Source organism: Erythrobacter mangrovi (assembly GCF_013260645.1).
Classification (GTDB): Bacteria; Pseudomonadota; Alphaproteobacteria; order Sphingomonadales; family Sphingomonadaceae; genus Qipengyuania; species Qipengyuania mangrovi.
Map to the genome: position 1 here is coordinate 2,281,289 of NZ_CP053921.1, position 23,034 is coordinate 2,304,322.

The window sequence follows — 23,034 nt, forward strand, 5'->3', positions numbered from 1 at the left end:
CGCCCGGGCCACCTGGTGTTTAGCCCTGCTGCTGGCTGGCCTGCTCGCGCTGGCCCTGCTGCGGCTGCAGGTTGAAGGCCTCCGGCTTGGCGCCGTCGACCTGCCTGGTTTCATAACCGAAACGCTGGCCCTGCTTGGGTTCGGCCGCTTCCTGCTGGAGGTCGGCCTTGACGAACGCAATCGGTTCGCCGCCCTTTTCGGGTGAGATCATGCCGCGACCCTTGTTGGCGTCGTAGCTCTTGATATTGCCATAATGTGACATGGTGGAATTCCTTCCGTTTCGCGCGGGCAATCATAAGCGACCGCTTGTGCGCGGGGCTAAGAGGCGAAAAGGAAAGAAGGAGGGGCAATGCGCCCCAAGGACCGTCGATCGCGACTGGTAGCTAAGTGTTAGATGGGGTGGAAACCCCGCGATACAAGGGCGACGGGGGGGGGTGGATGGGCGGAATGTTGGGGTTGCGGTGGGCCGAACGAGACCGATCTCGCTGCAATAGAAAAGAGCCTCGGTGCATCAGCATCAGGCCCCCGGGACATAACCGGCAATGTTCAGCTCTATCTGACCGGTGTTGGACGAATCCTACGCCGGATGGGTGCGCGCGGATTGGGATGGGGTGCGGGGATCAAGGGTGATGGTTGGCTTGCAACACGCTCAAACTTTCGTCACCGAGGTGACATGACTGATACGAGCATATTCAAAGTATTGAGCTTGGATGGCGGAGGGGCCAAAGGCTTTTATACGCTAGGAATACTCACGGAACTGGAGGCAGCAGCCGGAAAGCCGCTCAGTCAGCTTTTTGATCTTATCTACGGAACCAGTACTGGATCGATCATCGCAGCATTGATTGCTGAAGGCCGGAGCGTTGATCAGATTCATGAGCTATATAAAGCGTATGTCACGCCTGTGATGAAGGCCCGCTTACCTTCTGGAAAAAGCGCAGAATTGGAGAGCCTTGCTAGGGTCGTGTTCGGGAACTCCTCGTTCGAAAATTTGCAGACCCGCCTCGGAATTGTGGCAACGAATTGGGAGCTTGAAAAACCGCTCATCTTCAAATCAGATGCTAGTTTGGCATTTGGCCGGGGAGCGACATTCACACCCGGATTTGGAGTTTCAATTGGTGATGCAGTGATTGCTTCCTGCTCTGCCTACCCCTTCTTCAAGCGCAAAATGTTGGTGACAAAGGACCAAAAGCAAGTCGAAGCGATCGATGGCGGGTTCTGCGCAAACAATCCAGTGATCTATGCAATCGCGGATGCTTTGTATGCTTTGAATGTGTCTAGAGCCAATCTACGAGTTCTAAGTCTTGGTTGCGGAAATTATCCTGAACCGAAGAAGGGCCTTTTCGATCTCTCCAAAATGGTCAGCAAACTTATTTCTGTCCAACTGCTCCAGAAAACTCTCGAAGCAAATATAAACTCGATGGAGCAGCTACGCCAGCTTACCTACTCCGATGTCGCCACGGTAAGGATTGACGAATCCTATTCCAAACCGGAAATGGCCACAGATATGTTTGAAAGCAATCTTGCTAAACTAAATCTAATTTTCCAGCGTGGTTCAGAGTCTTTCGGATCAAACGAAAAGGCTATAGCTGCACTTTTGGGAATTTAGTTGTGGGTCCATCAGAAATTACGCTGCAAGGCTGGGCCAGACAGGGCTCTGTCGCACAATCTCAACAGACATACGAGGCGGTGAAAAACTGCCTCAATCAACCTGAATCTGGATACTTCGGAAAATCTACCGAGAATTTTCTGCAAGGCTCATATGCGAACCACACGAACATAATCAGCGACAGCGATGTGGATATTGTCCAAGCTCTGACTGGGACTTATTATTCAGACACGGACGAACTGAGCCCCGAAGACCTTAGGGCTTACAATGAGGGCTTTATCGCTGCAACATACGGCTATGAGGATTTCAAAAGGGATGTCACGCTTCAATTGAAGCGTTGCTTTGGCGACGGCGTGAGCGCTGGTAACAAGGCCATATTCGTCCCAGGCAATACGTATCGCCGAGACGCCGACGTGTTAGCTTGTGCGCAATTTCGCCGATACTATCGGTATCACACACCGTCAGACCAAGGATACCACACGGGCATCGTCTTTTGGACGAATGACGGCACGCGTATCATCAATTTTCCAAAACAGCATCGTTCAAACTGTTCTGCAAAAAATCAAAACACGATGCAGAACTTCAAGCCAAATGTTCGAGTATTAAAAAACTACAGAAATGCGATGATCGACGAGGGATATATAGCCGATAATCTGGCTCCATCCTATTTTCTGGAGGGCGCCATGTTTAATGTTCCGAATCATATCTTTTCAAATAGTCACCGGGATACCATCGCCGGATCGTTAGACTGGTTCGCCACGTGCGATCGCGACGAACTGGTTTGCGCAAATGAACTCTACAAGCTTCTTCATCCAAGCTCTCCGGTCACTTGGCGACGAGAGAAGTTTGACGAATTCGTCACTCAGGCCATCCGCTACTGGCGCGAGCACTAGCAAATTTGCGTTCGCAATGCGGTATGAGACGTTGCACAAGAATAGGTCTTTTGTACCTCTCTCCCGAAGCCTAAATCCATTGGCCACAAAGCATCTTGGCGCCGCGGTTTCCTGTTTTCGTCCCTCAGACGCCGGGCGCCGCACGTCCGTGCGGCTTGGCTTCGCGGCATAAGCCGCGGCGGGCGGTCGCCCTCGCCTCGCCTCCGGCTCGGTTATTGCGCCAGTTTGAGAGGTTCCGTCTGTGTCCGAGCACCCTACCCAAAGCAAAAGGGCCGGAGCTTTCGCCCCGGCCCTTCGCAAGTAACACCACAGTCGCTCAGTAGCGGAGCGAAATCCCCGCACGGAAGCTGCCGTTGTCGAGGCTGACGCCATCGCCCAGCCCGGCACCGCTATAATCGCTGATCACATATTCGGCGCGCAGGGCGATATTGGCCCCCACCATCGTTTCCATGCCCGCACCGTACTGGAACCCGTCCTCGGTCTCGCTTTCGGAAAGGGTATCGACCCCATCGCTCAGCGTGACCTTGAACTTGGTGTTGATCCAGCCGCCGCGCACATAGACGGCGGTGCTGCGCGAAACCTTGGCGCCCAGCCGGGCCGCGATGCCATAGGATTCCTTCGCCTTGGCCGTCAGCGAGAAAGTATCGACACCGTCGCTGATCGAAGCACCCATGCTGGCATCGCTCAGCCCCGCAAAGCCTTCCACGGCAAGGAAACCGCCGGTGAAGCCCATGTGATAGCCGGCGAATACGCCACCGGCGACGCCATCGCCGCTGATACCATCGAACGAGGCATCGAAGCCGGTATCGGCAATGTCGGTGTCGGCACTCAGCTCGTAATTGTCTACGCCAGCCTCTGCGCCGAAATAGAATCCCGACCATGCACCTTCGGAACCGTCCTGGGCATGGGCGACACTTGGGCAAGCCACAGCAAGGGCTGCGCCTAAAAGCATCTTCTTCATGGTTCGCTCCTGATCAATTGAAGGGTTTTTTATTTTCTTGGCGAACCCGGTGCCAATTTAGCCGCGAACGGAATCGCTGTGAATCGGGTTTCTACTTGGGCGAATGCTTCGCACGCACTCTGTGCCTTTCGAGTCACAGGGAGCAGGCGGGAGAACCATTGCCCGATTCGCAGGTTTTTGTTTTCGTTCTGGAATTGTGGGTGCCGTGAGTCTGTGAGTTCTTTTGTTTCACCCTCAAATGCCGGGCGCCGCACATCCGTGCGGCTTGGCTTCGCGGCATAAGCCGCGGCGGGCGGTCGCCCTCGCCTCGCCTGCGGCTCGGTGACCTCGCCAGCTAGAACCGTTTTCCTACTTCGCAGTTTTTTGTTTTGGTCCCTCAAACGCCGGGCGGAGCGCGGTCGCGCTTGCCTCGGCTGGGCCTCGGAGATCAGAGCCATGACCGAACCCACCCGCGCCACTCCCCGCCAGGCGACCTCCGCCGCTGCCCATGTCGGCCCGCTACCCGACGAGGACGATCCGCTCCTCGCCTTCACCCCCTATCGCCACGCCGCACCCCGCCGCAATTCGATCACGCCCGAGCTGCAGCGCCGCTTCGTCGCCACGCTGGCGGCGACCGGCATCGTCAAGGCGGCGGCGCGGTCGATCGGGCGCTCGCTTGAAGCGCTCTACAAGCTGCGCCACCGGCCCGGGGCGGAAGGCTTTGCCGCCGCCTGGGACGAGGCGCTTGCCTGGGGCGTGCTGCGGCTGGAGGATTGCGCGATCGAGCGCGCGCTGGCCGACAACGGCTACAATTCGCGCGCCAATTCGCTGCTGGCCTTCGTCCTCTCCTATCGCTCGCGCTTCAAGGTGGACGTACGCGACCTCGAACCGGGCCACGTGGTCTATGAAAGGATTCGGGCGGAGGTCCTGGCGGAAGAGGCACGCAAGCGGCGCGCGGGCGCAGCGTGCTGCGCGTCTAGCGAGGACGCACCCGCGGAGGCGAGTGCGAAAGACTAAGCCGTGAGGAAGCCCACCAGCGCCTTGACCTTCTTGGTCCGCCATTGCGGCGTGGGGGCGACCAGCCAATAGGCGCGCGTGCCCGGATCGGGCCCTTCGAGGATCTCGAGCTTGCCCGCCTCGACCGCGTCCTTGGCCAGCAGTTCGGGCAGGATCGCCTTGCCCAGCCCGGCCATCGCGCTCGACAGCGCCTGGCCCGCGTTGGAGACGCAGATATGCGCGCTGATCCCGTCCTGCAGCGGCAGGCCCCAGTCGATCCAGCGGTCGGGCGCGCCCGGTGCGGCCACGGTCACGCGGCGCGCGGCGTCGAGCTCGACCCCCTGCAGATCGCCCGGGCCGTCGACCAGCCGGATCGCGCAATCGAGGTTAGCCTCGGTAAAGTCGGCGTGTTCGTCCGCCACGAAGGTGAACTTGATCTCGGGATTGGCCTTGCCGAATTCGGCGAGGCGCGGGGCGAGCCATTGCGCGTAGAATTCGCGCGGGCAGGCGATGGTATAGCTGTCGCTGGCCTGCCCCGCCTGCATCGCGGACACGCTTTCCTCGAACTTGAGGAAGCCTTCGCGCAGCGCGTCGAGCCCGGCGGCGCCTTCCTGCGTCAGCTCCAGCCCCTTGCTGGTGCGGCGGAACAGCACCGTGCCGAGGTGATCCTCGAGCGCGCGGATCTGCTGGCCCACGGCGGCGGGGGTCACGGCAAGCTCGTCCGCCGCGCGGGTGAACGAAAGGTGCCGCGCGGCGGCATCGTAAACGCGCAGGGCGTTGAGAGGCAGGTGCGTGCGCTTCATCGGAAGCGCGCGTTAGGCGATGCGGGGGCGCGAGACAAGATCGACTTGCGCCGAGAGCCTTGTCACGCACCCGCAACATGCGCCAGACAGGGCCCATGGCACGGATACCGCTGGCAATGAACGACGATACCACCCCCGCTGCCCCGGCACGCTTCGACTCGCCCGAGTCGCGCTACGTCAATCGCGAGCTGAGCTGGCTGTCGTTCAACCGCCGCGTCACCGCCGAGGCCGAGAACGAGGCCTATCCGCTGCTCGAACGGCTGCGCTTCCTGTCGATCTCCGCCAGCAACCTCGACGAATTCACGATGATCCGCGTCGCCGGGCTCGAAGGCCAGGCCAGCCGCGGGCTCGAAACGCTGAGCATCGACGGGCGCGACCCGCGCCAGCAGCTCGAGGCGATCCGCGAGGAACTGGGTGCGCTGGTCATTCGCCAGCAGGTGGTGCTCGACGATTTGCGACGCCTGCTTGCGCTCGAAGGCATGCTGATCGCCACGGTCGAGGACCTCGCCCCCGACCAGCAGGCCTGGCTGGAACGCTATTTCGAGAACGAGGTGCTGCCGATCATCACCCCGCAGGCGATCGATCCCAGCCATCCCTTCCCCTTCATCGCCAACATGGGGATGGGGGTGATCTTCCGCCTCAAGCGCGGCAAGCGCCAGGCCGACCTGATGGAGATGGTGCTGATCCCCAGCGGCGCGCCGCGCTTCGTGCGCGTGCCGGGTGCGCAGGCGATTTACGTGCCGATCGAGCAGCTGGTGGTCCGCTTCGCCCCGCTGCTGTTCCCCGGCTTCAAGATCCTCGGCGACGGGCTGTTCCGCGTGCTGCGCGACAGCGACATCGAGGTCGAGGACGAGGCCGAGGACCTGGTCCGCTACTTCCGCAGCGCGATCCAGCGCCGCCGCCGCGGCCACGTCGTGCTGCTCGAACTCGATGATGAGTGCGACGAGGTTGCCGAAGCGCTGCTGCGCGAACAGTTCGACGTCGATACCGCAATGACGGTCAAGACCAATGGCATGCTCGGCCTGTCGGACCTCGCGGCGATCTGCAGCGAACCGCGCCCCGATCTCAAGTTCGAACCCTTCAGCCCGCGCTACCCCGAACGCGTGCTGGCGCATGACGGCGACATCTTCTCCGCCGTCCGCGAAAAGGACATCGTCATCCATCACCCCTACGAAAGCTTCGAGGTGGTGGTCGATTACCTGCGCCAGGCGGCGCGCGATCCGGCGGTGGTCTCGATCAAGCAGACGCTCTATCGCGCAGGCGACCAGTCACCGGTAATCGCCGCGCTGATCGAGGCGGCCGAAGCGGGCAAGGCGGTGACCGCGGTGGTCGAATTGAAGGCCCGCTTCGACGAAGAGCGCAACATCCACTGGGCCAACGAGCTCGAGCGCGCCGGGGTGCAGGTCATCTACGGCTTCACCGAGTGGAAGACCCACGCCAAGGTCAGCCTGGTCGTGCGCCGCGAAGAGGACGGCTATCGCACTTACTGCCATTTCGGCACGGGCAACTATCATCCGGTCAATGCGCGCATCTACACCGATTTCAGCTTCTTCACCGCCGATCCGGCGCTGGGGCGCGACGCGGCCAAGCTGTTCAATTTCGTCACCGGCTATGTCGAACCGACCGAGCTCGAGAAGCTCTCGATCTCGCCGCTGGGGATGCAGGACAAGCTCTACGCCTTGATCGACCGCGAGATCGAACATGCGCGCGCGGGCCGCCCGTCGGGCATCTGGGCCAAGCTCAATTCGATCACCAACAAGGGCGTGATCGACAAGCTCTACGAAGCAAGCGCCGCCGGCGTAGGGGTCACGCTGGTGGTGCGCGGCATCTGCTCGCTGCGCGCCGGCATTCCGGGCCTGTCGGACAATATCCAGGTCAAGTCGATCATCGGCCGCTTCCTCGAACACAGCCGCATGTGGGTGTTCGCCAACGGCTACAAGCTGCCCAGCAAGCGCGCCGCGGTCTATATCACCAGCGCCGATGCGATGAGCCGCAACCTCGAACACCGGGTCGAGGTAATGGTCCCCGTGACCAACAAGACGGTGCACGACCAGCTGCTCGATCAGGTGATGCTGGCCAATATCCTCGATACCGAGCGAAGCTGGCGGCTCGACCCCGATGGCCAGTATCGCCGAATGCGGATCGGTGAAGGCGGCTTCAACTGCCACCATTACTTCATGGCCAACCCCTCGCTATCGGGCCGCGGTTCGGCTGGCGGGGCGCAGGATGTGCCGCGCCTGACGCTTGAAGGTCCGATCATGGGCCCCAAGGCGTGAACCGTCGCCGCGGCGCGCGCCGCTCGCTCCCAGCCCCGCGCGCAGTCATCGATATCGGGTCCAACACCGTCCGCCTGGTGATCTACGAAGGCACTGCGCGTGCGCCCGAAACCGTGTGGAACGAGAAAGTCGCCGCCCGGCTCGGTCGCGATCTCTCGGATACCGGACGCATCCCGCAAGAGGCCTGGGACGAGGCGATGGCGGCACTGGCGCGCTATGCCCTGATCATTGCCGACCACGCGATCGAAGATGTCCAGACGGTCGCCACCGCCGCGACCCGCGATGCGGAAAACGGCCCCGATTTCCTCGCCGCGGTTGCCGAACTCGGTCTCGCCCCGCGCCAGTTGAGCGGAGAGGAAGAGGCCCGCGCATCGGCCAAGGGCGCGCTCGGCGCCTTTCCCGGCGCGCATGGCGTGGTCGCCGACCTCGGCGGCGGCAGCCTCGAACTGGTCTCGATCCGCGACAACCGGTGCCACCACGCTTCCTCGCTTCCCTTCGGCACGCTGCGCCTGCCCAGGATGCGCGCGGCGGGAGAATTCGACGCGCATATCCATGATGCCCTGGGGAGTGTCGGCTGGGCGGCAGCGCATCCCGGCCCGCTCTACATGATCGGCGGCACCTGGCGCGCGCTGGCGGCCTATGCGATGCGTGCGCAGGATTATCCGCTGACCGATCCGCACGGCTTCGTGCTCTCACTGGCCGATGCCGACCGCATGGCGACGGAACTCATCGATGCGAACCCCGAAGCGCTGATGCAGATTGGCGGGATCGATGCGATGCGCGCAGGCTATCTGCCCGATGCCGCCGCGCTGCTGCGCCCGCTATTGGCCGAACTCGAGCCCGAAGCGCTGGTCTTCTCGAGCTGGGGCATTCGCGAAGGCCTGCTCTACGGTCGGCTCGAACCGGTGCAGCAGCAGCGCGACCCGTTGCTCGCAGGCGTTGCGGCCTTCGCCGCGCCGCAGGATGCCAGCGTGACCGACGCCACGCTGGTTTCGGCCTGGACCGCCGATCTGGTAGCCAACGCCAGGCCGGGCGACGAACGCAAACGGATCGCCGCCGCGCAATTGGCCGCTGCCCTGCGTAAGGTGGAGCCGAACCTGCGGCTCAACCAGGCGATCGAATGGTCGCTCGACAAGCGCTGGATCGACCTGTCGCCGCGCGGCAGGGCGATGATCTGCGCTGCGCTGGTCGGATCGCTCGGCCGCACCGACCTGCCCGACCGCCTGCGCACCCTCGCCAGCGACGATGACCTGCGCGAAGGGATGACCTGGGGCCTCGGCCTGCGGCTGGCGCAACGACTGGGTGCGGGGACGCGGCAATCGCTCTCGCACAGCACGCTCAAGCGCGGGAAGAAGAAGTTGACGCTGCGTCTCGACGAGAGCCGCGCCGCGCTGGCCGCTGGCCCGGTCGCACGCGAACTGGCGATACTGGCCGACTGGCTGGGGCTGGAACCGCGGATCAAGGTTGGCGATGTGGGATAGTGTGATCTGATCGACTTGCAGAAGTCGGCCGCAGGGAGTCATAGGTCTTGCACGCTCTGGTCAGGGTGCTGCGGGCCCAATCGGCCAAGTGTTTAGGAACAGGGTGTGAAACCAAAAATCCTGACGACCCTGCAAAGCTACAGCTGGCAGCAGTTTGGCGCGGACGGCCTCGCCGGTGCGACGGTGGCGCTGGTCGCCCTTCCGCTGAGCATTGCCATTGCGATCGCATCGGGTGCCCCGCCCGCAGCCGGGCTGGTGACTGCCGTGGTCGCGGGCTTTCTGATCTCCGCGCTCGGCGGAAGCCGGGTGCAGATCGGTGGGCCGACCGGCGCTTTCATCGTGGTCGTCTATGGCGTCATCCACGAACATGGCTACGGCGGCCTGCTCACCGCCACGCTGATGGCTGGCCTAATCCTGCTCGTCGCCGGTTTCGTTGGCGCCGGGCGCCTGATCCGCCATGTTCCGGAGCCGGTGATCGAGGGTTTCACCATCGGCATCGCGGTGGTGATCGCCGTGAGCCAGCTCAAGGACCTCGCCGGAATGACGGGGCCGAGCCTGCCCGCCGATTTCATTCCCAAGCTGCAGGGCCTGTGGGATATGCGGGGATCGACCGACACCAATGCCTTGGTGCTGGGCATCGCCAGCGTCGCGGCCATTCTTGGCCTGCGCCGCCTGGCCCCGCGGATCCCGTGGCTGGTGATCGTGGTGACCGGGGCGAGCCTGATCGCGGCACTTGCCATGCCTTCGGTCGATACCGTTGCCGCCCGCTATGGGGCGCTGCCGGACGGCCTCCCCTTCCCGTCGCTTCCCTCGATTAGCTTGGACCAGATCATCGCGCTGCTGCCGTCGGCGCTCACGATCGCCTTCCTCGCGGGCATCGAATCGCTGCTCTCGGCCATCGTTGCCGATCGCATGTTCGGCGGCGCGCATCGCTCGAATGCCGAGCTGATCGCGCAGGGCGCGGCCAATATCGCTTCGCCACTGTTTGGCGGCTTGCCCGCTACCGGTGCCATCGCGCGGACCGCGACCAATGTGAATGCGGGCGGGCGCACGCCGGTGGCGGGGATGGTCCACGCGCTGGCGATATTGCTTGCCATGGTCGTTGCCTCGGGGCTCGCGGGAAAACTGGCCCTGCCCGCGCTGGCCGGGCTCCTCGTCGTCACGGCCTGGACGATGAGCGAACCCCACCGCTGGGGCCAACGGTTGCACCTGCCCAAAGCGGACTTGATGTTGCTGATCGGGACCGCCCTGCTGACCGTGCTGGCCGACCTGACCATTGCCATTGGCGTGGGAACGATCGTGGGACTGCTGCTGCGCCTTTCGCGCGGCGAGCTCTCCGCCCCGCGATGGCATACGCCGCTTGGGAACGGCAATGCCAGTAGCGCCGATGATGCAGGCAATCCCGACTAGTTCCGCGCGAACGCGATCCTCAGTCGGCGGTTGCCGGTGCCGCGAGTGGGAAGAAGGGAATGCGCACCTCGAGCGGCGAGCCATCTTCGGCGTGGAAGGTATAGAACCCCTCCATCGAACCATGCTGCGTTTCGAGCGGGCATCCGCTAACGTAGTCGTGGCTCTGCCCGGGCATCAGCACCGGCTGTTCGCCCACAACGCCTTCGCCATCGACATGCGCGACCATGCCGCGTCCATCGGTGATGCGCCAGTGGCGGCTGATCAGCTGCACCCGTTCGTGCGAGTGGTTTTCCAGGCGGATGTGATAGACCCAGAACCACTTGCCCGCCTCGGGCTGTGATTGCTCGGGAAGGAAGTTGACCGCGACCCGCACGGTAATCCCGTGGGTCGTGGCGGCGTGCTGGAAGAGCTCCTTCATCACCTGATAAACTAAGAAACATGCCGGGGAGCGCAAGTCCTGCCCCACTGCATTTCCCGGTTTATCCTCCGTCGCGCGTTGGTCGGCAGGGCCAGATCGGGCGAAGAAAGCACTGCGCGGAGCGGCACGAAGCCGCTTGAAGGTTAATTCCGGTTTACCGCACCAGATTACGAACCGCTAACCGACAGGGTTCTACCGCTCGGTCACCATGGGAAGAAACGGGCTTGCGGAAGGCAGATCATGATCGGCAGGATAGCAAAATTGCTCAAGCGCTTGAGGGGCGACCAGCGCGGCAACGTGTTAATCTTGGCCGGTGCTTCACTCACCGCCGTCGTCGCGGCGGCGGGCATCGGGGTCGATACCGTCCAGTGGTACCTGTGGAAACGCCAGATGCAGCAAGCGGTCGATACCGGCGCCACGGCAGGCGCCATCGCCATGACCTTCGATCGCGACAAGGAACTGGCTGTGAACCAGGAAGTGACGCGCACCGCCAACACAGCGTTCACGATCGAAGCTATCAACACCCCACCTGCCACCGGCGCCTTTGCCGGTGACGCCGGTGCGATCGAAGTTATTGCAAAGACCAGCCAGAAACTGCCATTCTCGAGCGTTTTCCTTGAGACCGCTCCAGATATCCGGGTGCGCGCAGTTGCCACGGCCATTGCGGTCGGCGCACCTTGCGTGATCGCCACGGCAACCAGCGGCACGGGGATTGAGGTCTTTGGTGGCGCAAATGTTTCGCTCGATTGTCCAGTCGCCTCAAACTCGCCGGGTGGCGTGTCAGTCGACGTTGGCGGATCGAGCTATCTTGACAGCAACCTCGTGCTCAGCGTCGGCGGAATCGACTACGGTAGCGACAACCTTCCCAGCGACACCGCAGTGGTACCCTACGGCCTTCCGGTGGAGGATCCGCTTGCCGATCGCGATCTGGATTTCGACGCCAGTACTTGTAACTTCAACAATTTCCAGGTTTTGCCGAACCAGGACATTGAGCTCTTTGGCGGCACCTATTGCAATGGCTTGAAAATTCAGGGCAAAGCGCGCCTGCATAAGGGAACGTACATTATCCGGGGTGGTTCGTTCACGGTGAACTCAGGCGCCAATGTCCAGTTGTATGGCGATGGCGGGGTCACCTTCATTCTTACAGGATTAACGCCTACCACGGTTGCAACGATTTCGATTAACGCTGCCGCGACCTTCAAGGTTGCTGCGCCGACTTCAAGCGAGAACGCCCAGTGGGCAGGTATCCTGTTCTACCAGGATCCCATCGGGCCAGCCACGCACACGATCAACGGTGGCGCCGACATCGACATCGAAGGCATTATCTACATGCCCACCGGTGACCTGACCTACAACGGTTCAGCAACCCAGAATGCCCAATGCCTGCTGATCGTAACCGAGCGGATCCGTTTCGGCGGTACCAATAATATCGAAAACAACTGCAACGCTGATGTCGACGCATGGGTCGGAACCGCGCGCGTCATCAGGGTGGTGGAGTAGGACCGATGATCTTCGCTTTCATTCAGCGCCTGATCCGCGACAAGAGCGGGGTTGGCTTTGTCGAGCTCGCGCTCGTCGCGCCGCTGCTTGCACTCATGTTCCTCGGCATGGTCGACTTGAGCAGGATCGTGGCGACGCGCATCGACCTGGAACAGGCGGCGCAGCGAACCACCGACTTCGCCCTGGCCAAACGCCCCCCGAACGGCAACACCAGCGATCTGGTCAACGAAGCCGTAGCAGCTTCTGGTCAACCTTCGAGCGATGTGACGGTCAGGCTGATCCTCGAATGCGATGGCACGGCCCAGACCAGCTTCACTGCTAACTGCACCGTCGATCAGGAAACTCGGCGCTTTGCGACCGTGGCGATCCGCAAGACCGTAGATACCGGGTTCAACTGGCGTGGCATGGCTTCGATCTTTACCGGCCAAAGTGCCACCTATGTCCCCGTTACCGTAACCGGTGACAGTGTTGTGAGGCTGCAATGATCACTCGTCTGGTCCGCAATGAGCGGGGTTCCTTGGGGATCGAATTCGCGTTCGCAATTCCGGTCCTGGTCGCACTGATCATTGGGATAGTGCAGTACGGCCTGATACTTGGCGCCAATGGGTCGATGCGCAATGCCATGGGCGAGGGACTGCGTCTGGCCAAGGTCAATCCGGATGCCACTGAAACTGCGGTACTCGACCGCACGCTCGATTCCCTCACTGGCGTCGATCCCAATGGCGTCGAAACGCTGACCTTCAGCCGCGGGATCGTCGACAACGCCGAAACGGGAACGATGACGATGACGATCAAGCTGACGCCGATCATCCCCTTCGCACCGATTTCGCCCATCGAACTGACACAGACGAAGACGGTTTACCTGCCCATAGGTGGGGCGGCCCCCCCCGCTGCTGCGGGGTCGTAGTTTCAGGGCTTCCCTCCAGCGAGGTACTCCTCGATCTGGCCAAGGCGCTCCTTGCCAAACCACATTTCGTCACCGACGAAGAAGGTCGGAATCCCGAAGGCTCCGCGTTCCACCGCGCTGTCGGTATTCGCTACCAGGCGCTGCTTGATCGCGTCGTCCTGCGTCGCCGCCAGGATCGCGGCCGCATCCAGCCCCGCGGCCGTTGCAACGGTGGCCAGTGCATCGGGATCGCCGGCGGAAACGCCATCTTCCCACAGCGCCTTGAGCAGGCCTTCGGCCAGTGCCACCCGTTCCTCACCTTCGACAGCCAGCAGCATGCGTTGTGGCAGGATAGTATTGAACGGGAACTGGGCCGGCATGCGGAACCCGGTCAGCCCGTGCCGATCAATGAAACGTCGCATCTCGAGGCTGGCGTAGGCGTTCTTGCCACGGATTTCGGCGTCGCGTGCGAACGGCGGAGCATTACCAGTGAGCTTGTGCATGCCGCCCAGGAATACGGGCGTGATCTCCAGCTCTGCCCCCTGTCGCGACAGCATCTCCCGCAATGGCCACCACGAGAGGTAGGCGTTCGGGCTTACGAGATCGAAAATGAATTCAACGGCTTGAGGCATTGGCGTCTTCCTAGTGAAGAAGCCACGCTAGAGACCCCATGCGGATTTGGCCAGTTACCCCCCGGCAGTTCGATCAGGCCGCCTTGGCCTGCGCGATGAACGCCGCCATTTCACGGCTGAGTTCGCTAGCCTGCGCATCGAGCATACGGGTCGCTTCGCGCACTGCCTCGGCGTTGCTCGCCGTCTCGCTCACCTGGCCTTCGACGCGCTGCAGGTTGCCGCGCATCGCTTCGGTGCCGGTCGAAGACATCTCGATAGTGCGGCCGATCTCGGACGTGGCGAGTGATTGTTGCTCTGCCGCCGAGGCGATCGACGTGGTCGCTCCGCCCAGTTCATTGATCGCCTTGGCCATGGCCGCAAGCGAGCTGGTGGCGTTCCTGGTGATCGTCGCCATGCCGCGGATCTGCTCTTCGATCTCCTCGACCGCCTTCGACGTCTGGTTGGACAGCTGCTTGACCTCGCCAGCAACCACCGCGAAGCCGCTGCCGGCGTCGCCGGCATGAGCCGCCTCGATGGTAGCGTTGAGCGCCAGCAGGTTCGAACGCTGGGCGATTTCCCCGATTAGGTAGGTGAAGGAGGTAATCCGCTTCGTCATTTCATTGAGTTCGGCGATGGTGGACTCGGTCGAAGTCGCCAGCTGGCGCGCCTCCTCGCCCGACTGGGCCACGACATGGATGCGGCCCGAAACCTCCTCGATCGAAACCAGCAGTTCGTCGGTAGCTTGTGCAATGGCAAGCACCCCGCCCAGCGTCTGCTCTGCAGCAGCGGCGGCAGAGGTGGTCTCGACATGCGACTGTCCGGCAGAATCGGCGAGTGCATCGGCGACCAGCTTGAGTTCGGCGGTAGTGGCGATGACCTGCTCGACGATGCCGAGCGTGCGCTGTTCCAGCGCTTCGGCGGTATTGGCCAGCGCCTTGAGCCGCTCGGCCTCCTCACGGGCACGGTGCTCTGCCTCGATACGCGCCTCGTCGCTCATGCGTACGCGTTCGCTCGCCTCGCGGAACGCGCCGACGCTGCGCGCCAGTTCGCCAATCTCGTCGACCCGGGCCTGGTCTTCGGAAAGGTCGGTGGGGAGGTCGGACTGAAGATCATAGCTGATCCGGGCCAATGGCTCGACAATGCGGCGGCGCAGTTGCCACACGAGTACGGCGGTCAGCGTCAGCACCGCGACAACGCCCAGCGCAAGCTGCAACAGCAGGTTGGAGAGGGTGTCGGAAACGCGGATCGCGCTGGCATGCACCTCGGCTTCGAGGAGATCGGTTACCTTCGCATTCTCGCGCTCCATGGTCATGAAGACCTCCTGGAACTTCGGCATGCGCTGGTTAACGGCCTCCACCTTGCCGCCTGAAAGAGCGACGATTTCCCGGACGATCTCGATGTAAGGCACATAGCTCTGCTGCACCGAGCGCATCTCGGCCGCGATCTCTGGCTTCAATTTTAGTTCGGTGGTTGCTTCCTGTACCTTGCGCAGCTGGGCCAGATAGGCGTCCAGATCCTCGCGCGCGGCAATTGCTTCCTGCGGATCGCTGGTCAATGACGCTTGCAGGGCGCGGAAGGTCGTGGTTCGCAGGGCATCGTGAATCTTGTCCGATTCCAGATGGTTGCGCATCGCCATCGTCACCTGGCTCGACTCGTCGACAGCCTTTTGCAGGTTGCTGGTGGTCGACCAGGCGAGGCCCAGGATGGAGACCATACCCAGGCCGACAATTAGTCCGGCAATCGAGAGAACGCCGGATATCGACTTGGACGCGAATGAAAAACGCATGCTCAAACTTTCAAGAAGAGATGCGTTATGGTCTAGAAATGCCCAGCTAAAGTTTGGTTAAGAAAGGCTCCGGAACATGGCGGGTGGCCGCTAGAGACCGGCCGCTGCCAGGGCCCGGTCGAGATCTTCCTTGAGGTCCTCGACATCCTCCAGCCCGACATTGATCCGCAGGAGCCCCTCGGTCACGCCCATTTCGGCACGTGCCTCGGGCGACATGCTGGCATGGGTCGTACTGGCCGGGTGGCACATCAGGCTGCGCGCATCACCGATATTGTTCGAGATATCGACCAGTTGCAGCGCATCGAGCACGGCAAAGGCGGTGGAGCGCTTGCTGACGTCGAAGGCGAAGATCGGGCCAGTCGCGACCATCTGGCGAGTGGCGAGTGGGTGGCGCGGGTGGCTGGGCAGGCCGGGATGCAGCATCTTCGGCACCCGGCCCTCGATGAACTTGCCCAGCTCGACCGCGTTCTCGCTCTGGCGGCGCGCGCGCAGGTCGAGCGTTTCGAGCCCCTTGAGCACCACCCAGGCGTTGAATGGGGAGAGGTTCGGGCCCGTGTTGCGCTGGAACGGTAGCAATACCTCGTCGATCCATTGCTGCGAGCCGCAAACTGCACCGGCGAGCACTCGGCCTTGCCCATCCATCAGCTTGGTCGCGCTGTAGGCGACCACATCGGCACCATAGTCCATCGGACGTTGCAGCGCGCTGGTGGCAAAGGCGTTGTCGACCACCGAAGTGATGCCGTGCGCCTTGGCGACCCCGCAGACATGCGCGAGGTCGACCACGTCGAGCGTGGGATTGGCGGGCGTTTCGAAGAAGAAGACCTTGGTGTTGGGCCGGATCGCGGCCTCCCACGCATCGTCATCGGCACTGTCGACAACGGTGGTCTCGATACCGAATCGCGGCAGCAGGCTGTCGAGCAGCCAGCGGCACGATCCAAAGGCCGCGCGCGCGCCGACTACGTGGTCGCCAGCGGAAAGCTGGCACAGCAACGCGGCAGTCATCGCCGCCATCCCGCTTGCCTGCGCTCGACAGGCTTCCGCCCCTTCCATCAGTGCGATGCGCTCTTCGAGCATGGCCACGGTGGGGTTCTGCAGGCGCGAATAGGTCATGCCCTGCGCTTCGCCCGCGAAACGGTCGGCGACGGTCTGCGCGTCGTCGTAGGTGAAGCCCGATGAGAGAAACAGCGCTTCGCTGGTCTCACCATGCTCGCTGCGCCAGGTGCCGCCGCGCACAGCCTGCGTCGCGGGGCGCCATTGGGATGTGATCGAGCGGTCGGTTCCGGTGGTCTTCTTCATGATGGCGGGGGGATAGCACGGGGGCTCCGCGCGGCAAGCAGCTTAGGATTCCAGCGCGGCAAGCCCCGCTTCGCCGATGTCTCCGCGCCCGATCGCGCGCAGCATCATCGCCCCTTCGATCACCGCCAGCACCGCATGTGCACCCGCGACCGGATCGGGATCGTGAGCGGGCAGATGCGCTTCCACCCAGCCGAGCAGCACGTCGACCATGGCACCCGCGCTGGCAAGATAGTCTGCATGCCCATCGGCACAGCCAGCGACGATGTCCCACCACAGCCGCAGGAAGGGCGCAAAGGCGGGCTGGCCGGTCACCGCGAGAACCGTTTCGGCCAGGGCCCTGCGCGAAGTGGCGCGGCCATCGGGAAAGGCCGCGTCGAGCGCACCGGCATAAATACCCGCGAGATATTCGAGCAGCGCTGCGACCAGGGCGTCCTTGTTACCGAAATGGTAGATCAGCATGCGGTCGCTGGTGCCCGCCGCCTTGGCCAGCGGACGCAGCGAGATGTCGGCCAGCCCGTGTTCGAGCACATGTGCGGCAAGCGCAGGCAGCAGTGTTTCGCGTGACATTCGGGCGGGTGCCATTGGGCACTTGTAGCGAGTGCTACGAATCGCTACAAGTGTAGCGGTCGCTACATTTGAGTCGGAGATCCATGATGTCGTCATTCGAATTCCTCGCCGCAGGCGGCGTCGTTGCTGTCCTGTTGGTCCTCGCCCATATCCTCACGACGCGCGAAGCGACCGGGAATGCCCTGCTCGCCGCGACGCTTTCGGGCGCCTTTGCCGGCTTCACCGCGATCACCATTGCCAAGGAAGGCGTGCTGCTGGTGTGGGCCAACCACACCACCAATTTGTGGGGCGTGCAGGTATGGTGGGACCTACTGTTCGCGACCGGGACCGCGCTGTTCTTCGTAGTCCCCCGCGCCCGCGCTGCCGGCATGAATGTGCTGCCCTGGGTTGTCTTCGTCGGCCTCAGCGCCAGCATCGGCCTACTCGCCATGGTTGCCCGCCTGTTCTGGCTGGAGAAGCGCGCCACCGCCTGATCGCGCTTGCAGGGCGCGCGGCCTTTTCCTAGGCCCGCAGATGATGAGCCGCGCGCCCCAGCAACCCCGCGACCCCCTAGGCTGGTGTGTCGCACTTGCGCTGGGCTTCTGGCTGCTTTGCCTCCCTTACCTGACCGTTGTCACCAAACCCTATTTCGACGAAGTCCACTACCTGCCGGCGGCACGAGAGCTGCTGGTGCTGGGCGAATTCGTCAATCGCGAACACCCGTTGCTGGGCAAGGAGCTCATCGCCCTTGGCATGGCCTTGTTCGGCGACAACCCGTGGGGATGGCGCATCATGCCCACCCTGTTCGGCGCGCTGGCGCTGTTCGCGGCCATGCGCGCGATGTGGTTCGCCACGCTGAGCCGCTTTGCCACGCTGGCCTATGGCGCGCTGCTGGCGACGGGCTTCCACCTCTTCGTCCATGCGCGCATCGCGATGCTGGACATCTTCTACCTATCCTTCCTCTGTATCGCGGCCTGGCAGTTCGCGGCCGCCATCCGCCAACCCGAGCAGGGGCGCTGGCGACTGGCGCTCACCGGCATAGCGCTAGGCTGCGCCATGGCTTCTAAGTGGAACGCACTGCCGATCGCCCCGCTGTTCGGATTGGCCTTCCTCGTCGCGCGCATATTCGCAGGTCGCCGACGCCTGCTGCTGAGCCGTCGCGGCGCGCCGGTTCCGGGGACCACGCTTGTCGAGGCAGCCCTGTGGCTTGGCCTCGTGCCATTGGCGATCTATGCCGCAACCTTCGGTCCCGCTTGGTTTTTCGCCGTCCACCCGATCACCGAAGGGCTGGTCTTCCACCACCAGTTCATGCTCAGCCTGCAGGAACAGGTCCTGCAGCCCCACCCTTACCAGTCGACCTGGCACGATTGGGTGCTCAATCACCGGTCGATCTGGTACCTCTACGAACCGGTCGACGGAGTGCAGCGCGGGATCATGCTGATCGGCAATCCCCTCACGATGCTGCTGGGCCTGCCAGCGCTAGCATGGTGCCTTTGGCATGGACTCGCCCGTCGCAACTGGGCGGCCCTGGCCGTGGTGGTGATCTACGCGGTCAGTCTCGGCCTCTGGGTGATCGCGATGAAGCCGGTGCAGTTCTACTACCACTACGCCCTGCCCAGCATGGCCCTTCTGGCTGCGTTAGCACTGACCTGCGATGCACTGTGGCAGGGCGGCTCGCGCAGGATCGCGCTGGTGCCGATCATCGGCAGCGTGGCGCTGTTCGCCTGGTTCTACCCGATTCTTAGCGCGGCACCGCTCGAAGGACCGAACAGTTTCGCCGTGTGGACCTGGCTCGAAAGCTGGCGCTAGCGATCAGTAGCGGCCCCAGACGAAGCGACTCGAGAGCGCATAGTTCCATACCGAGCCGATGCCGATGCCTACCAGCGCCGCGGCCATGGTATGCAGGCCCCGATCGTGCAGCGTGGTCGCCACCGCGACATTGGCGAAAGCGCCGATCGAACAGGCGGCAACAAAGCTCACCCAACCCCAGAACAGCTTGCCCGGCTCCTTGAGACGACGGTCGCGATAGGTGAGGAAATTGTTCAGCCAGAAGTTGAAGGTCATCGCACCAAAGGTCGCGACGGTCTGACTCCATCCGAAATTCGTCCCCAGAACCAATATGCAGGCATAAAGGATCGCCAGGTGCACGCCGACACCCATCATTCCGACGGTACCGAACAGCGCGAAACGTGTCGGAATCACCCGGCCGAAGCTCTTGTCATAAAGGCCGGCGAGGAAATCGAGCGCAATGGCGCGATCGAGCTTGGATTCGCCGGAAAGGCGGGCGGCAAACTTCATCGGAAACTCCTGCACCCTGAGCGGCGTTGGCGAGGTGGCAAGCAGGTCGAGCAGGATCTTGAAACCGATCCCGGACAGCTTCGGGACCATGGCCCGTGCCAAGGCGCTTGGCAGCAGAAAGTATCCGCTCATCGGGTCAGTCAGATCGACGCCGGTAAGCTTGCGAGCAAGCGTGTTGGCCATGCTGGAAAGCTTCTCCCGATCGGGGCGCCCCCATTCAGCCATGCTCGCACCCTCAGCGAAACGGCTCCCAACGGCGACATCCGCTTCCCCGGACTTCACGCAGGCCAGCATGTCGACGAGCAGCTTGGGATCGTGCTGATGATCGGCATCCATCACCGCGACGAAGGGCGCGGCCGTGGCGCAGAAACCCTCGATCGCGGCGCTCGACAGTCCGCGACGACCGATACGCTGGATCACGCGTATTCGCGGATCAGACATGGCGAGGCGACGTGCTTCGTCGGCGGTCCCATCGGCGGAATTGTCGTCGACGATCAGTATTTCCCAGCCGGTGCCGCCAAGCGTGGCTGCGATCCGCTCCACCAACGGGGCAAGATTGTCGCGCTCGTCGAGGGTTGGCAGGATGATCGCCAACTCCAGGGTTTGCGCGGAATCTGCCGGGATTGGCGATAGCGGCGAAGTCATATGACCTGCCTGACCCGCATAAGGGGTCAATTTCAAGACATGGTTTGCAGCTTGCTCAAGATGGCATCGCCAATGTCACCCGTCGAAGCACTGCCGCCCAGGTCGCCGCCGAAAACACCATCGTCGAGAATTCCCTCGACCGCGCGCTCGATCCACCCCGCCTGCTGCTCAAGCCCGAGCGAGTGACGCAGCAGCATGGCGAGACTGAGCACCGCAGCGACGGGGTTGGCCTTGCCCTGCCCGGCGATGTCCGGCGCACTGCCATGGATCGGTTCATAGAGGCCGAAGGTTCCATGCTCCGTCTGTCGTTCGCCCAGCGACGCGCTGGCCAGCAGGCCGATCGAGCCGACGCAGGCGGAGGCCTGATCGGACAGGATATCGCCGAACAGGTTTCCGGTTACGATGGTGTCGAAGCGACCCGGTTCCTTGACCATCTGCATGGCGGCATTGTCGACATACATGTGCTCGAGCTCGACCTCGGGATAATCCTTGGCCACCTCGATAATCGTCTCGCGCCAGATGCGGCTGGTTTCCAGGACATTGGCCTTGTCCACGCTGCACAGCCGCTTGCCCCGCCCCATGGCAGCGCGGAAGGCAACTTCGGCGATGCGGCGCACTTCGGCCTCGTTGTAGGACATCGAGTCCCAGCCTTCGCGCCCGCCCGCACTCTCGCGTTCGCCCTTGTCGCCGAAATAGACGTCGCCGTTGAGTTCGCGAACGACCAGCAGGTCGATGCTGCGCGCCACTTCGGGCTTCAGCGACGAGAGGTGCTCCAACCCCGGGAATCCCGCGGCAGGGCGCAAGTTCGCAAACAGGCCGAGTTCGGCACGCAGGCCAAGGATCGCCTGTTCGGGCCGCAAGTGGCGCGGCAGGTCATCGCAACTGAAGTCGCCGACCGCACCAAACAGGATGGCGTCGGCAGCGCGCGCCATGGCGAGCGTTTCGGGCGGTAGGGGGTGGCCGTGGCGGCGGTACGCGGCGGCACCGACGTCGCCTTCGAACAGCACGAGGTCGGGCAGAGCCAGCGCTTCGAGCACGCGCAGCGCCTGCGCGGTTACCTCTGGCCCAATCCCATCACCCGCCAATACCGCAATCTTCATTCGATCATCCGTCCCAACCGCTGCCTCAGTAGCTGCCTTGCGGCTAGTACGTCGGCGCGCGTGTCGGCAAGGAGGTAGCGGGCAATAAGCGGTTCCTGGCGGTCGAGAATTTCCAGAGCCTGCCCAAGGCCCGCTATCTCGGGCCGCTCGCCGCCATAGCCGAGTTCGCGCAGCAGCAGCGTTTCGTAGACGGCCAGGGCCTCGACCCACTGCCGCGCGGCATCGGCCGAACAGATCGCGTCGAGCAGGCCGCCAAGCGCAGCATAGAGCGTCGGGTAGGGGTTTCGTTCTGGCAGCGCAGTGGCGGTCAACGCCGTCGCCCATGCGATCGCCGCAGCTGGAAGCGGTTCACCCAGCCATGGTCCGCGGCTCTTCACCAGCTCCAGCCGGGCAAAGGGCAATTGGCTGTCGGATTTGGCGCGAATCTCCGCCTGGACCAGATTGCCGGGGATCACCACCGGGCGCAGCACCCGGCCCCGCCCGCCAGCGACATAGGCGGCGACCAGCCCGTTCTCCTCTGTCAGCATCCGCGCGATCACCGCCGTCTCCCCATGCGGGCGCGCGGCGATGAGAATTGCGGGGGAAGTCAGGTGCATTGCGGTCCCCTACCCCAAGGCAGGGGTGCCGGTCACTTGATCTTGGCTTCGAGCGCCGCGATGCGCTCGGCCAGCTTTTCGGCTTCCTCGCGCGCCTTGCTGGCCATCATCTTGACCGCATCGAATTCCTCGCGGCTCACAAAATCCATGCCGCCGAAGGTTTCCTTGGCGCGTTCACGCGCGGCTTCGCGCGCCTCGCGCCCCATGCCGGCCAAAGTACCGGCCGCCGAATTGGCGAGTTTGACGAAATCGGCGATCAACGGGTTCTGGCTTTGCATGGCCGCTATCTAGGCGCGCAGGCGCGCTACATCAATTCCCGATCCGCACCCGTTCGACCTGGCCATCGTTGCGTGCCCCGTCGGCATCGGGATTGAGCCGCAGGAACTCGTAGTTGAGCACGGTCGCGAACAGGACCCAGGCGAGATAGGGCAGCAACAGCACTGCCGCCCCGCGGCGAACCTTCCAGAACAGCACGATGACCACCAACAGTGTCACATCGATCAGCGCCAGTATGGCCAGCGCGACAGTGATCTGGTGTGCGGCGAAAAAGGTCGGAGACCACGCAAGATTGAGCAGGAAGTGCACCACGAAAACCCACAGCGCAGCCGTGCGACCGCGTGCCCCCCATGCCGATGCGATCAAGGCCAATGAGAGACCGATCATGATGTAGAGGATCGTCCACACGATGCCGAACCACTTGGGTTCGGGATAGATATCGGGCTTGGTCAGTCCCAGGAACCACGCCGAATTGGCACCGCCGAAGGTGCCCGACAGGAAGCCCAGCAGCACGAGCAGGGGCACGCAGAACAGCGCCCAGCGAATGAAACTCGCGCGCAGCTGCCCGCGCGAAGCCAGCATGTTCATGCAATCCCCCGATAGCTCGCGAATCGTTAACCGTGTTCTGGCGGGCCGCGCGCGGGCTGGCAATGGACCAGCCGCCGATCGTC

The 23,034-nt window shown here is 63.0% G+C and carries 24 protein-coding genes; 11 read left to right on the plus strand and 13 right to left on the minus strand.

The features are described from left to right. Positions 1-19: 19 nt before the first annotated feature. On the minus strand, positions 20-262 hold the full coding sequence (locus HQR01_RS11570) for a S1 domain-containing protein (RefSeq protein WP_173215010.1): 243 nt from the start codon (positions 260-262) through the stop codon (positions 20-22). Between the two features lie 411 nt (positions 263-673). Between HQR01_RS11570 and HQR01_RS11575 the strand changes: the two genes are divergently transcribed. After that, the gene (locus tag HQR01_RS11575; RefSeq protein WP_173215011.1) at positions 674-1,606 is read left to right on the plus strand and encodes a patatin-like phospholipase family protein; all 933 of its coding nucleotides are present in this window, start codon (positions 674-676) and stop codon (positions 1,604-1,606) included. A 2-nt stretch (positions 1,607-1,608) separates the two neighbouring features. After that, a complete protein-coding gene (locus tag HQR01_RS11580) occupies positions 1,609-2,499 on the plus strand; it encodes a nucleotidyltransferase domain-containing protein (RefSeq protein WP_173215012.1) in 891 nt (296 codons plus the stop codon). Positions 2,500-2,815: 316 nt separating this feature from the next. On the opposite strand, the gene HQR01_RS11585 is transcribed toward HQR01_RS11580, so the two are convergent. Continuing rightward, on the minus strand, positions 2,816-3,460 hold the full coding sequence (locus HQR01_RS11585) for an outer membrane protein (protein WP_173215013.1): 645 nt from the start codon (positions 3,458-3,460) through the stop codon (positions 2,816-2,818). Positions 3,461-3,895: 435 nt separating this feature from the next. Between HQR01_RS11585 and HQR01_RS11590 the strand changes: the two genes are divergently transcribed. Then, positions 3,896-4,456 (plus strand): hypothetical protein, encoded by a 561-nt coding sequence (locus HQR01_RS11590; protein WP_173215014.1) that lies wholly within the window; start codon positions 3,896-3,898, stop codon positions 4,454-4,456. Here HQR01_RS11590 and HQR01_RS11595 read toward each other — a convergent pair. After that, positions 4,453-5,238 carry a LysR family transcriptional regulator gene (locus tag HQR01_RS11595; RefSeq protein ID WP_173215015.1) on the minus strand — a complete coding sequence of 262 codons (786 nt, stop codon included), beginning with the start codon at positions 5,236-5,238 and terminating at the stop codon, positions 4,453-4,455. The genes HQR01_RS11590 and HQR01_RS11595 overlap by 4 nt on opposite strands. Positions 5,239-5,333: 95 nt before the next feature. On the opposite strand from HQR01_RS11595, the gene HQR01_RS11600 reads away from it, so the two are divergent. The 3 genes from HQR01_RS11600 (at position 5,334) to HQR01_RS11610 (ending at position 10,405) form a co-directional block, all read left to right on the plus strand. Next, a complete protein-coding gene (locus HQR01_RS11600; RefSeq protein WP_173215016.1) occupies positions 5,334-7,514 on the plus strand; it encodes an RNA degradosome polyphosphate kinase in 2,181 nt (726 codons plus the stop codon). Next, complete coding sequence (locus tag HQR01_RS11605; RefSeq protein ID WP_173215017.1) at positions 7,511-8,995, plus strand: Ppx/GppA family phosphatase; 1,485 nt, start codon at positions 7,511-7,513, stop codon at positions 8,993-8,995. The genes HQR01_RS11600 and HQR01_RS11605 overlap by 4 nt, the downstream gene beginning before the upstream one ends. Positions 8,996-9,100: 105 nt before the next feature. Next, on the plus strand, positions 9,101-10,405 hold the full coding sequence (locus HQR01_RS11610; protein ID WP_173215018.1) for a SulP family inorganic anion transporter: 1,305 nt from the start codon (positions 9,101-9,103) through the stop codon (positions 10,403-10,405). Positions 10,406-10,424: 19 nt separating this feature from the next. On the opposite strand, the gene apaG is transcribed toward HQR01_RS11610, so the two are convergent. Next, the gene (gene apaG / locus HQR01_RS11615; protein WP_173215019.1) at positions 10,425-10,823 is read right to left on the minus strand and encodes a Co2+/Mg2+ efflux protein ApaG; all 399 of its coding nucleotides are present in this window, start codon (positions 10,821-10,823) and stop codon (positions 10,425-10,427) included. Between the two features lie 240 nt (positions 10,824-11,063). Here apaG and HQR01_RS11620 point away from each other — a divergent pair, with 240 nt between their 5' ends. Genes HQR01_RS11620 through HQR01_RS11630 form a run of 3 tightly spaced genes read left to right on the plus strand, consistent with a single transcriptional unit; the run spans position 11,064 to position 13,230 of the window. After that, on the plus strand, positions 11,064-12,323 hold the full coding sequence (locus HQR01_RS11620) for a pilus assembly protein TadG-related protein (RefSeq protein ID WP_173215020.1): 1,260 nt from the start codon (positions 11,064-11,066) through the stop codon (positions 12,321-12,323). 5 nt (positions 12,324-12,328) lie between these two features. Next, positions 12,329-12,808: a TadE/TadG family type IV pilus assembly protein gene (locus tag HQR01_RS11625; protein ID WP_173215021.1), complete on the plus strand. Its 480-nt coding sequence runs from the start codon at positions 12,329-12,331 to the stop codon at positions 12,806-12,808. Then, on the plus strand, positions 12,805-13,230 hold the full coding sequence (locus HQR01_RS11630; protein WP_173215022.1) for a TadE/TadG family type IV pilus assembly protein: 426 nt from the start codon (positions 12,805-12,807) through the stop codon (positions 13,228-13,230). Before HQR01_RS11625 ends, HQR01_RS11630 begins: the two co-directional genes overlap by 4 nt. A gap of 2 nt (positions 13,231-13,232) precedes the next feature. Here the strand turns inward: HQR01_RS11630 and HQR01_RS11635 are convergent, their stop codons facing one another. The 4 genes from HQR01_RS11635 to HQR01_RS11650 all read right to left on the minus strand — a co-directional run bounded on the left by HQR01_RS11635 (position 13,233) and on the right by HQR01_RS11650 (position 17,469). Continuing rightward, on the minus strand, positions 13,233-13,841 hold the full coding sequence (locus tag HQR01_RS11635) for a 2-hydroxychromene-2-carboxylate isomerase (RefSeq protein ID WP_173215023.1): 609 nt from the start codon (positions 13,839-13,841) through the stop codon (positions 13,233-13,235). A gap of 73 nt (positions 13,842-13,914) precedes the next feature. Next, positions 13,915-15,606 carry a methyl-accepting chemotaxis protein gene (locus HQR01_RS11640; RefSeq protein WP_173215024.1) on the minus strand — a complete coding sequence of 564 codons (1,692 nt, stop codon included), beginning with the start codon at positions 15,604-15,606 and terminating at the stop codon, positions 13,915-13,917. 90 nt (positions 15,607-15,696) lie between these two features. Next, positions 15,697-16,902, minus strand: coding sequence for a trans-sulfuration enzyme family protein (locus tag HQR01_RS11645; protein WP_173215025.1), 1,206 nt, complete (start codon positions 16,900-16,902; stop codon positions 15,697-15,699). A 42-nt stretch (positions 16,903-16,944) separates the two neighbouring features. Beyond that, on the minus strand, positions 16,945-17,469 hold the full coding sequence (locus tag HQR01_RS11650; protein ID WP_173215026.1) for a TetR/AcrR family transcriptional regulator: 525 nt from the start codon (positions 17,467-17,469) through the stop codon (positions 16,945-16,947). Positions 17,470-17,552: 83 nt separating this feature from the next. Here HQR01_RS11650 and HQR01_RS11655 point away from each other — a divergent pair, with 83 nt between their 5' ends. Next, positions 17,553-17,942: a hypothetical protein gene (locus tag HQR01_RS11655; protein WP_234030149.1), complete on the plus strand. Its 390-nt coding sequence runs from the start codon at positions 17,553-17,555 to the stop codon at positions 17,940-17,942. Between the two features lie 43 nt (positions 17,943-17,985). Beyond that, positions 17,986-19,257 (plus strand): phospholipid carrier-dependent glycosyltransferase, encoded by a 1,272-nt coding sequence (locus HQR01_RS11660; RefSeq protein WP_173215027.1) that lies wholly within the window; start codon positions 17,986-17,988, stop codon positions 19,255-19,257. Positions 19,258-19,260: 3 nt separating this feature from the next. Here the strand turns inward: HQR01_RS11660 and HQR01_RS11665 are convergent, their stop codons facing one another. The 5 genes from HQR01_RS11665 to HQR01_RS11685 are packed head-to-tail and all read right to left on the minus strand — an operon-like array spanning position 19,261 to position 22,951. Beyond that, entirely contained in the window at positions 19,261-20,391 is a 1,131-nt protein-coding gene (locus HQR01_RS11665) for a glycosyltransferase (protein ID WP_173215028.1), read from the minus strand. 32 nt (positions 20,392-20,423) lie between these two features. Further along, positions 20,424-21,491 carry a 3-isopropylmalate dehydrogenase gene (leuB, locus tag HQR01_RS11670; protein ID WP_173215029.1) on the minus strand — a complete coding sequence of 356 codons (1,068 nt, stop codon included), beginning with the start codon at positions 21,489-21,491 and terminating at the stop codon, positions 20,424-20,426. Further along, a complete protein-coding gene (gene recO, locus HQR01_RS11675) occupies positions 21,488-22,087 on the minus strand; it encodes a DNA repair protein RecO (RefSeq protein WP_173215030.1) in 600 nt (199 codons plus the stop codon). Before recO ends, leuB begins: the two co-directional genes overlap by 4 nt. Positions 22,088-22,119: 32 nt before the next feature. Beyond that, positions 22,120-22,365, minus strand: coding sequence for an accessory factor UbiK family protein (locus HQR01_RS11680; RefSeq protein WP_173215031.1), 246 nt, complete (start codon positions 22,363-22,365; stop codon positions 22,120-22,122). Between the two features lie 31 nt (positions 22,366-22,396). Beyond that, positions 22,397-22,951, minus strand: coding sequence for a TspO/MBR family protein (locus HQR01_RS11685; protein WP_173215032.1), 555 nt, complete (start codon positions 22,949-22,951; stop codon positions 22,397-22,399). Positions 22,952-23,034 lie beyond the last annotated feature (83 nt).

Excerpts from the sequence above, each read along its gene's own strand:
- HQR01_RS11680 (WP_173215031.1), bottom strand. The coding sequence starts at position 22,365 with ATGCAAAGCCAGAACCCGTTGATCGCCGATTTCGTCAAACTCGCCAAT.
- HQR01_RS11635 (WP_173215023.1), bottom strand. The coding sequence starts at position 13,841 with ATGCCTCAAGCCGTTGAATTCATTTTCGATCTCGTAAGCCCGAACGCC.
- HQR01_RS11685 (WP_173215032.1), bottom strand. The coding sequence starts at position 22,951 with ATGAACATGCTGGCTTCGCGCGGGCAGCTGCGCGCGAGTTTCATTCGC.
- HQR01_RS11650 (WP_173215026.1), bottom strand. The coding sequence starts at position 17,469 with ATGTCACGCGAAACACTGCTGCCTGCGCTTGCCGCACATGTGCTCGAA.
- HQR01_RS11600 (WP_173215016.1), top strand. The coding sequence starts at position 5,334 with ATGGCACGGATACCGCTGGCAATGAACGACGATACCACCCCCGCTGCC.
- HQR01_RS11630 (WP_173215022.1), top strand. The coding sequence starts at position 12,805 with ATGATCACTCGTCTGGTCCGCAATGAGCGGGGTTCCTTGGGGATCGAA.
- HQR01_RS11575 (WP_173215011.1), top strand. The coding sequence starts at position 674 with ATGACTGATACGAGCATATTCAAAGTATTGAGCTTGGATGGCGGAGGG.
- HQR01_RS11640 (WP_173215024.1), bottom strand. The coding sequence starts at position 15,606 with ATGCGTTTTTCATTCGCGTCCAAGTCGATATCCGGCGTTCTCTCGATT.
- HQR01_RS11620 (WP_173215020.1), top strand. The coding sequence starts at position 11,064 with ATGATCGGCAGGATAGCAAAATTGCTCAAGCGCTTGAGGGGCGACCAG.
- HQR01_RS11590 (WP_173215014.1), top strand. The coding sequence starts at position 3,896 with ATGACCGAACCCACCCGCGCCACTCCCCGCCAGGCGACCTCCGCCGCT.
- recO (WP_173215030.1), bottom strand. The coding sequence starts at position 22,087 with ATGCACCTGACTTCCCCCGCAATTCTCATCGCCGCGCGCCCGCATGGG.
- HQR01_RS11570 (WP_173215010.1), bottom strand. The coding sequence starts at position 262 with ATGTCACATTATGGCAATATCAAGAGCTACGACGCCAACAAGGGTCGC.
- leuB (WP_173215029.1), bottom strand. The coding sequence starts at position 21,491 with ATGAAGATTGCGGTATTGGCGGGTGATGGGATTGGGCCAGAGGTAACC.
- HQR01_RS11660 (WP_173215027.1), top strand. The coding sequence starts at position 17,986 with ATGAGCCGCGCGCCCCAGCAACCCCGCGACCCCCTAGGCTGGTGTGTC.
- HQR01_RS11585 (WP_173215013.1), bottom strand. The coding sequence starts at position 3,460 with ATGAAGAAGATGCTTTTAGGCGCAGCCCTTGCTGTGGCTTGCCCAAGT.
- HQR01_RS11655 (WP_234030149.1), top strand. The coding sequence starts at position 17,553 with ATGATGTCGTCATTCGAATTCCTCGCCGCAGGCGGCGTCGTTGCTGTC.
- apaG (WP_173215019.1), bottom strand. The coding sequence starts at position 10,823 with ATGAAGGAGCTCTTCCAGCACGCCGCCACGACCCACGGGATTACCGTG.
- HQR01_RS11645 (WP_173215025.1), bottom strand. The coding sequence starts at position 16,902 with ATGAAGAAGACCACCGGAACCGACCGCTCGATCACATCCCAATGGCGC.
- HQR01_RS11625 (WP_173215021.1), top strand. The coding sequence starts at position 12,329 with ATGATCTTCGCTTTCATTCAGCGCCTGATCCGCGACAAGAGCGGGGTT.
- HQR01_RS11595 (WP_173215015.1), bottom strand. The coding sequence starts at position 5,238 with ATGAAGCGCACGCACCTGCCTCTCAACGCCCTGCGCGTTTACGATGCC.
- HQR01_RS11665 (WP_173215028.1), bottom strand. The coding sequence starts at position 20,391 with ATGACTTCGCCGCTATCGCCAATCCCGGCAGATTCCGCGCAAACCCTG.